Origin of the sequence: Methylobacterium sp. WL103 (genome assembly GCF_008039885.1) — a bacterium.
Classification (GTDB): Bacteria; Pseudomonadota; Alphaproteobacteria; order Rhizobiales; family Beijerinckiaceae; genus Methylobacterium; species Methylobacterium cerastii.
The window spans coordinates 1-5,950 of the sequence record NZ_VRUX01000248.1; the positions used below are offsets into that span (position 1 = coordinate 1).

Annotated in this window: 5 protein-coding genes and 1 pseudogene; 2 read left to right on the forward strand and 4 right to left on the reverse strand. The window is 72.3% G+C overall.

The annotated features are described in order from the left end of the window. Both FV222_RS15240 and bioB read left to right on the forward strand, forming a co-directional pair. Positions 1-187 (forward strand): annotated as a pseudogene (locus FV222_RS15240) (DUF808 domain-containing protein); the annotation flags it as partial. A gap of 38 nt (positions 188-225) precedes the next feature. Next, positions 226-1,227 (forward strand): biotin synthase BioB, encoded by a 1,002-nt coding sequence (gene bioB / locus FV222_RS15245; RefSeq protein WP_147751832.1) that lies wholly within the window; start codon positions 226-228, stop codon positions 1,225-1,227. A 3-nt stretch (positions 1,228-1,230) separates the two neighbouring features. On the opposite strand, the gene FV222_RS15250 is transcribed toward bioB, so the two are convergent. From FV222_RS15250 to mnmA, 4 genes are all read right to left on the reverse strand, one after another. Beyond that, a complete protein-coding gene (locus FV222_RS15250; RefSeq protein WP_147814935.1) occupies positions 1,231-2,673 on the reverse strand; it encodes a HAMP domain-containing sensor histidine kinase in 1,443 nt (480 codons plus the stop codon). A 244-nt stretch (positions 2,674-2,917) separates the two neighbouring features. Further along, entirely contained in the window at positions 2,918-3,715 is a 798-nt protein-coding gene (locus FV222_RS15255; RefSeq protein ID WP_147814933.1) for a VTT domain-containing protein, read from the reverse strand. Next, positions 3,712-4,362, reverse strand: a complete 651-nt coding sequence (locus FV222_RS15260) for a class I SAM-dependent methyltransferase (protein WP_147762248.1) — start codon at positions 4,360-4,362, stop codon at positions 3,712-3,714. The genes FV222_RS15255 and FV222_RS15260 overlap by 4 nt, the downstream gene beginning before the upstream one ends. 81 nt (positions 4,363-4,443) lie before the next feature. Then, positions 4,444-5,601, reverse strand: coding sequence for a tRNA 2-thiouridine(34) synthase MnmA (gene mnmA, locus FV222_RS15265; RefSeq protein ID WP_147762249.1), 1,158 nt, complete (start codon positions 5,599-5,601; stop codon positions 4,444-4,446). Positions 5,602-5,950 lie beyond the last annotated feature (349 nt).

A 5,950-nucleotide genomic window follows, 5' to 3' on the forward strand; every position in this document is an offset into this window, starting at 1 on the left:
CTCCAGCGCCGTCGCCGGCGCGCTGCCGCCCGCCCTGTCGGGCTTCGTCGAATGGCTTGTCACGGCCGCCGGCTCCGGCGTGGTCGGCCTCGTCGTCGGCGGCCTGCTGATTCCGCTGACGAGTTTCGTGATCGCGCCGGCCTGGCACGGCCTGTCGCGCCTGCGTGGGGCTTCCGCCCGAGCCTGACGGCTTGATTTTCGTCCGCGGATTCGCCTCATGGGCGCATGATGCTGACGACCTCCGCCCCCGCCGCCCCTGCCATCCGCCACGATTGGACGGTCGAGGAGATCCGCGCGATCCACGACCTGCCGCTGCTCGACCTCGTGTTCCGGGCGGCTTCCGTGCATCGCGCCCACAATGATCCGGCCGACATCCAGCGGGCCTCGCTCCTCTCGATCAAGACCGGGGGCTGCCCGGAGGATTGCGCCTACTGCCCGCAATCGGCCCACCACAAGGGCACTGGCATGGCCAAGGAGCGCCTGATGCCGGTGGACGCGGTGCTGCGCGAGGCGGCCGAGGCGAAGGCCGCCGGGGCGCACCGGTTCTGCATGGGCGCGGCCTGGCGCCAGCCGAAGGACGGGCCGGAATTCGACGCGGTGCTCGCCATGGTCCGCGGCGTGCGGGGCATGGGCATGGAGGCCTGCGTGACCCTGGGCATGCTGACGCCGTCGCAGGCCGGGCGCCTCGCCGAGGCGGGGCTCACCTCCTACAACCACAACCTCGACACCGGCCCGGACTTCTACGAGGACATCATCTCGACCCGGACCTACGCCGACCGCCTCCAGACCTTGGAGAACGTCCGCGAGGCCGGCATCGGCCTGTGCTGCGGCGGCATCGTCGGGATGGGCGAGGGCGTGACCGACCGGGCCGCGATGCTTCAGGTGCTGGCCAACCACGCGCCGCATCCCGAGAGCGTGCCGATCAACGCGCTGGTCGCCGTCGAGGGGACGCCGCTGGAGGACCGCCCGCCGGTCGACCCGCTCGACCTCGTGCGCATGTGCGCGACGGCGCGGATCGTGATGCCGAAGGCGCGGGTGCGCCTCAGCGCCGGCCGCAAGGGGCTGACCCGCGAGGCGCAGATCCTGTGCTTCCTCGCCGGCGCCAACTCGATCTTCTACGGCGAGCGCCTGCTGACCACCGCCAACAACGAGACCGATTCCGACGCCGCGCTCCTGCGCGACATCGGCATCACGGTCGCCGCGCCGATGATGGAAGCCGCCGAGTAGGGCTTAGGCCGCGGCGGCGTCGGGCAGGACGATCCGGAACCGGGTACCTTCCGTTCCGGGATCGAGCGACAGCGTCCCGCCGTTCAGGCGCACCAGCTCGGAGGCGATGGCGAGGCCGAGCCCGGTCCCGCCCGAGCGCATCGAGCCCTGGAACGCCTCGAACAGGTGCTCCATGGCCCGCGCCGGCAGGCCCGGCCCGTTGTCGCTCACCAGGATCGTCACCGCGTCCGCGCTTTCGCGTCCGGCCGCGATGCGCACCTCGGGCGCGGCCATGTCGGCCTCTGTGAAGTCGTGGGCCTGGACGGCGTTGCGCACCAGGTTTCCCACCGCCCGCGCGATCTGCTCCGAATCGGCGAACACGGTCAGATCGGGGGCGACCTCGGTGACGACCCGCACCCGGCCGTGGGCGGAGAGCGCCGCAAGGTCGGCGAGTTCGGCCATCACCGGAGCCAGCGCGAATTCGCGGCTCCGCGGCGTGCGCTCGGCGGCCCGCCCGTAGGCGAGCGTCGCCTCGCAGAATCGGATCGCCCGGCCCAGGGTCGCCACGAGGCGCGGCGCGACCCGCTGCACCGTCGGGTCGGAGATGTCCTCCAGGCGGTCGCCGAGGAGCTGCGCCCCGGTGAGCAGGTTGCGCAGCTCGTGGTTGATCTTGGCGACCGAGAGCCCGAGCTCGGCGAGCCGCCGCTTCTGGCGGAGCTGGTCGGCCAGCGTCCGCTGCATCCGCGCCAGCGCGGTTTCGGCGAGCCCGATCTCGTCGCTGCGGCTCGTGGGCGCGATGACCCGGTCGGCGCCCTCCGGGTCGTCGGCGAAGGCGGTGATGTTGCGCGCCAGCCGCCGCACCGGCCGCACGATAAGGGTCTGCAGCACGAAGAAGACGAGGCCGGCGGCCGCCGTCGCGATGATGAGCGAGGACACCGCCAGCCGAATCGCGAAGTCGACCACCGCCTGCTTCAGCGGCGCGTCGTCGAGGAGGATCTCGACGAGGTCGAAGCCCTCCCAGCCTTGGCCGACGACGCGGATCGGGTCGTCGACCGGTTCGGTGAGCGTCCGCCAGGCGCCGCGGATGGCGCACAGGATCGTCTGCTTGCGCAGGTCGACCGTGTCCGAGACCCGCTCCGGCACCGGGTCGATCGACAGGAGCTGGCGGGTGTCGCCGTCGCGGACCGCGATCGCGCGGGCGCCGACGCCGGCGAGCAGGCGCCGGGCGAGTTCGTCGGGCACCGGGTGCCCCTCGCTGGCGTCGAGGACGAGGGCGGCGACCTGCGCCGCGCTGATCCGGTCGGACAGCCAGGACAGGCGGTAGTTCGCCACCGCCGGCACGAAGATCAGGACCTCGATCGTGGCGACGAAGGCGACGGTGACGAGGAAGAGCCGGCCGGAAAGGCCGAGGTGCCGAAGCCAGCGCGTCGATCGCGGCCGCGCCGCTGCCGGCGCCGCGGGCTCGATCGTCGGCGACTCGGTCGGTTGCGTGTCTGAGCGTGCGACCACTGCTGTCCCGGCCCCGGAAAGCGCGGCGACCCCGTGCCCCTTCGCGAACGTCCCGACGCCGCCCGCATCCCGGCCGGGACGGCGGCATCGACAAGCCTCGTAGCGCGCGCGCCTGCGAAGCGTCGAGGGGGCATCGCCAGTGGGACCGGCGTCGGCGCGCGTTTTCAGTACGCAAACGCGAGGGTCGGCGCGGGTCTCCCGGTCAGTGCGCGCCGCGCCGGACGAAGCGCCGGCGCAGGACGATCGAGAGCAGCGCGAACAATCCGAGGCCGCCGAGGCCGACCACCATGCGCGGCGTGACCAGGGCGCGGAAGCTCAAGGCGTTCTCGCAATCGGTGCCGCCGGCCGAGAGGCACGCCACCTTCGCGTCCGCATGCGCGGCGACCACGTCCTCGATGCCGGCGCCGGTGGCGGCGTAGACGAAGGCTCCCGGCAGCAGGCCGCAGGCGGTCGCCAGCACGAAGGTGCGCAGCGCGACGCCGAAGGCGGCCGGGGCGAGGTTGGTCATCCAGAACGGGAACAGCGGCAGCAGCCGAAGGAACACGACGTAGCCGAAGGCGTCGTCGCGGAACCCCTCGGCCAGCGTCCCGAGCCGCGGCCCGGCCACCCGCCGCAGCAGGTCCGAGGCCGGCCCGCGGCCGATCGAGAACACGATCGCGGCGCCGGTGGTGGCGGCGCAGACCGCGACGAGGGCGCCGGCGACGATGCCGAACAGGAAGCCGCAGACCATCGTCAGGATCAGCGTCGCCGGCACCGAGACGACGACGGCGGCGACGTAGACCAGGTAGGCGAGCACCAATGCGCGCGGATGGTCGGCCTCGACGAAGGCGCGCAGCCATTGCCGCGACTCCAGCAGCCGGTCTAGGCTCAGGAGCTGCGACGCGCCCGAGACCAGCACCGCGATCGAGAGCGCCACCAGCAGGGCGAGCGGCAACCAGCGCAGCAGCCGGCGCCGGGCTGAGGGCGGAGGACCGGGCGGCGTCGCGCCGTCCGCGATCACGCGGGCTTTCGCATCCGCAGGATCTTGAAGAACCCGCCCGGGAAGGTCGGCGCGACGCCGATGAACTCGGCGCCGTTGCGCCGCGCCCAGGCCTCGATCCGCGTCGACTTGAAGTCCGAAGACCAGCCGATCTTGGTGCAGAGCGGCGCGACGATCTCCTCGACCTTGGCCACCGGCCCCTCGGTCTGCCCGAAATGGTTGGCGAGCACGATGCCGCCACCGGGCCGGACCACCCGCAGGAACTCGGACAAAGCCGCTTCCGGGTCGGGCACGAGGGTGATCAGGAACTGCGCCACCACCGCGTCGAACGAGGCGTCGGCGTAGCCGAGGCGGCACACGTCCATCACCTGCAGGCCCTTCACGTGGGAAAGGCCGCGGCGCTGCACCTTGCGGCGCGCCCGCTTCAGCATGTCCTCGGAGAGGTCCACGCCGCAGACGAAGCTGGTGCGCGGGTAGTAGCCGAGCGACAGGCCGGTGCCGACGCCGGCCTCGAGGATCCGCGGGCCGCTCTCGGCGGCGGCGGCCACCGCTGCGCGGGCCGCCGGCTCGGTGAGCTTGTCGTAGACCACGTCGTAGACCGGCGCCCAGCGGGCATAGGCCTTGCGCATCAGGGCGGTGCTCGGCCCGGCCTCCGGCTCGCTCAGCATTCAGGTTCTCTCGTGATTTTCGAGGGGATGATCGGTTCGGGCCGCGGCGGATCGGGCGGCTCTTATCAGGCAGCTCTTGTATCAGGCGGCTTTCGCGGCGTCCGCCGAGGCGGCGGCCACCCGCCGGATCGTACCGCCGCCAAGGACCTGCGCACGCGGGGACTCGTCGGCGTAGATCGCGCAGGCCTGCCCCGGCGAGACTCCATCCTCGGGGACGGCCAGGACGACCTCGGCGGTGTCGGTCGCGGGGTCGTAGTCGAGCCGCGCGGGGCGGGGCTCGCGGGTCGAGCGCACCCGCACCGCGACGGCCATGTCAGCGACGGGACCCGGAGCGCCGAGCCAGTTCACTTCCGTCAGCCGGATGCGGTGCGTCGCCAGCGCCGCCCGCGGGCCCACCACAACGCGGGCGGTGTCGGGCTCCAGCCGGACCACGTAGAGCGGCTCGGGCGAGGCCAGGCGCAGGCCCCGCCGCTGCCCGACGGTGTAGTGGATGATGCCCTCGTGACGCCCGAGGGCGTGGCCGTCGAGATCGACGATCTCGCCGGGGCGCGCGGCGTCGGGGCGGAGCCGCGCGATCACGTCGGCGTAGCGGCCCTGCGGCACGAAGCAGATGTCCTGGCTGTCGGGCTTCTCGGAGACGACGAGCTCGAGCTCGCGCGCCAGCCGCCGGGTCTCGTCCTTCGGCAGCTCGCCGAGGGGGAAGCGCAGGAAGTCGAGCTGACTTTGCGTGGTGGCATAGAGGAAGTAGCTCTGGTCGCGCGCCGGATCGAGGGCGCGATAGAGCGCGCGACGACCGCCCTCCCCCGGCAGCGCCTGGCTCGCGACGTAATGGCCGGTGGCAAGGCAGTCGGCGTCGAGGTCGCGCGCGGTGGCGAGCAGGTCGCGGAACTTGATCGAGCGGTTGCACTCGACGCAGGGGATCGGCGTCTCGCCGGCGAGGTAGCTCTCGGCGAACCGGTCGATCACCGCGTCGCGGAAGCGGTCCTCGTAGTCGAGGACGTAGTGCGGGATGCCGATGCGTTCGGCGACGCGCCGGGCGTCGTGGATGTCCTGGCCGGCGCAGCAGGCGCCCTTGCGATGCGTCGCAGCGCCGTGATCGTAGAGCTGCAGGGTGATGCCGACGACGTCGTAACCCTGGCGCTTCAGCAGCCCGGCCACGACGGAGGAATCGACGCCGCCGGACATGGCGACGACGACGCGCGTCTCGTGCGGAGGCTTGGCAAGGTCGAGGGAATTCATGGCGCCGGTTCTGACGGCGGCGCGGGCCTTCTTAAGGTCCCGCCGCCCAGGGCTGTCTATAGTGTGTGTCGCCCGGCGTTTCCAGGGCGCGGCCCGCTCCGCGGGCGCCTTGAGCCGGCAAGTCCTGCCGGGCACACGGCAGCAACCGCCCTCGCCCACCGCGCGAACTGCTCGATCGGTCTCAGAAAAATCAAACTTATCAGTGCCTTGAACAATTTCCGGCGCTGGCCTGCCGTTTGCTCCTATCGGTGGAGGAGGCCGGGCATGGCAGTTGGGACGATGGATTTCGTGGATGCGACCGCGTGGGCCTCCGCCCGCACGGCGACGCGCGACACGACGGATGCGGCGG

Excerpts from the sequence above, each read along its gene's own strand:
- mnmA (WP_147762249.1), bottom strand. The coding sequence starts at position 5,601 with ATGAATTCCCTCGACCTTGCCAAGCCTCCGCACGAGACGCGCGTCGTC.
- bioB (WP_147751832.1), top strand. The coding sequence starts at position 226 with ATGATGCTGACGACCTCCGCCCCCGCCGCCCCTGCCATCCGCCACGAT.
- FV222_RS15260 (WP_147762248.1), bottom strand. The coding sequence starts at position 4,362 with ATGCTGAGCGAGCCGGAGGCCGGGCCGAGCACCGCCCTGATGCGCAAG.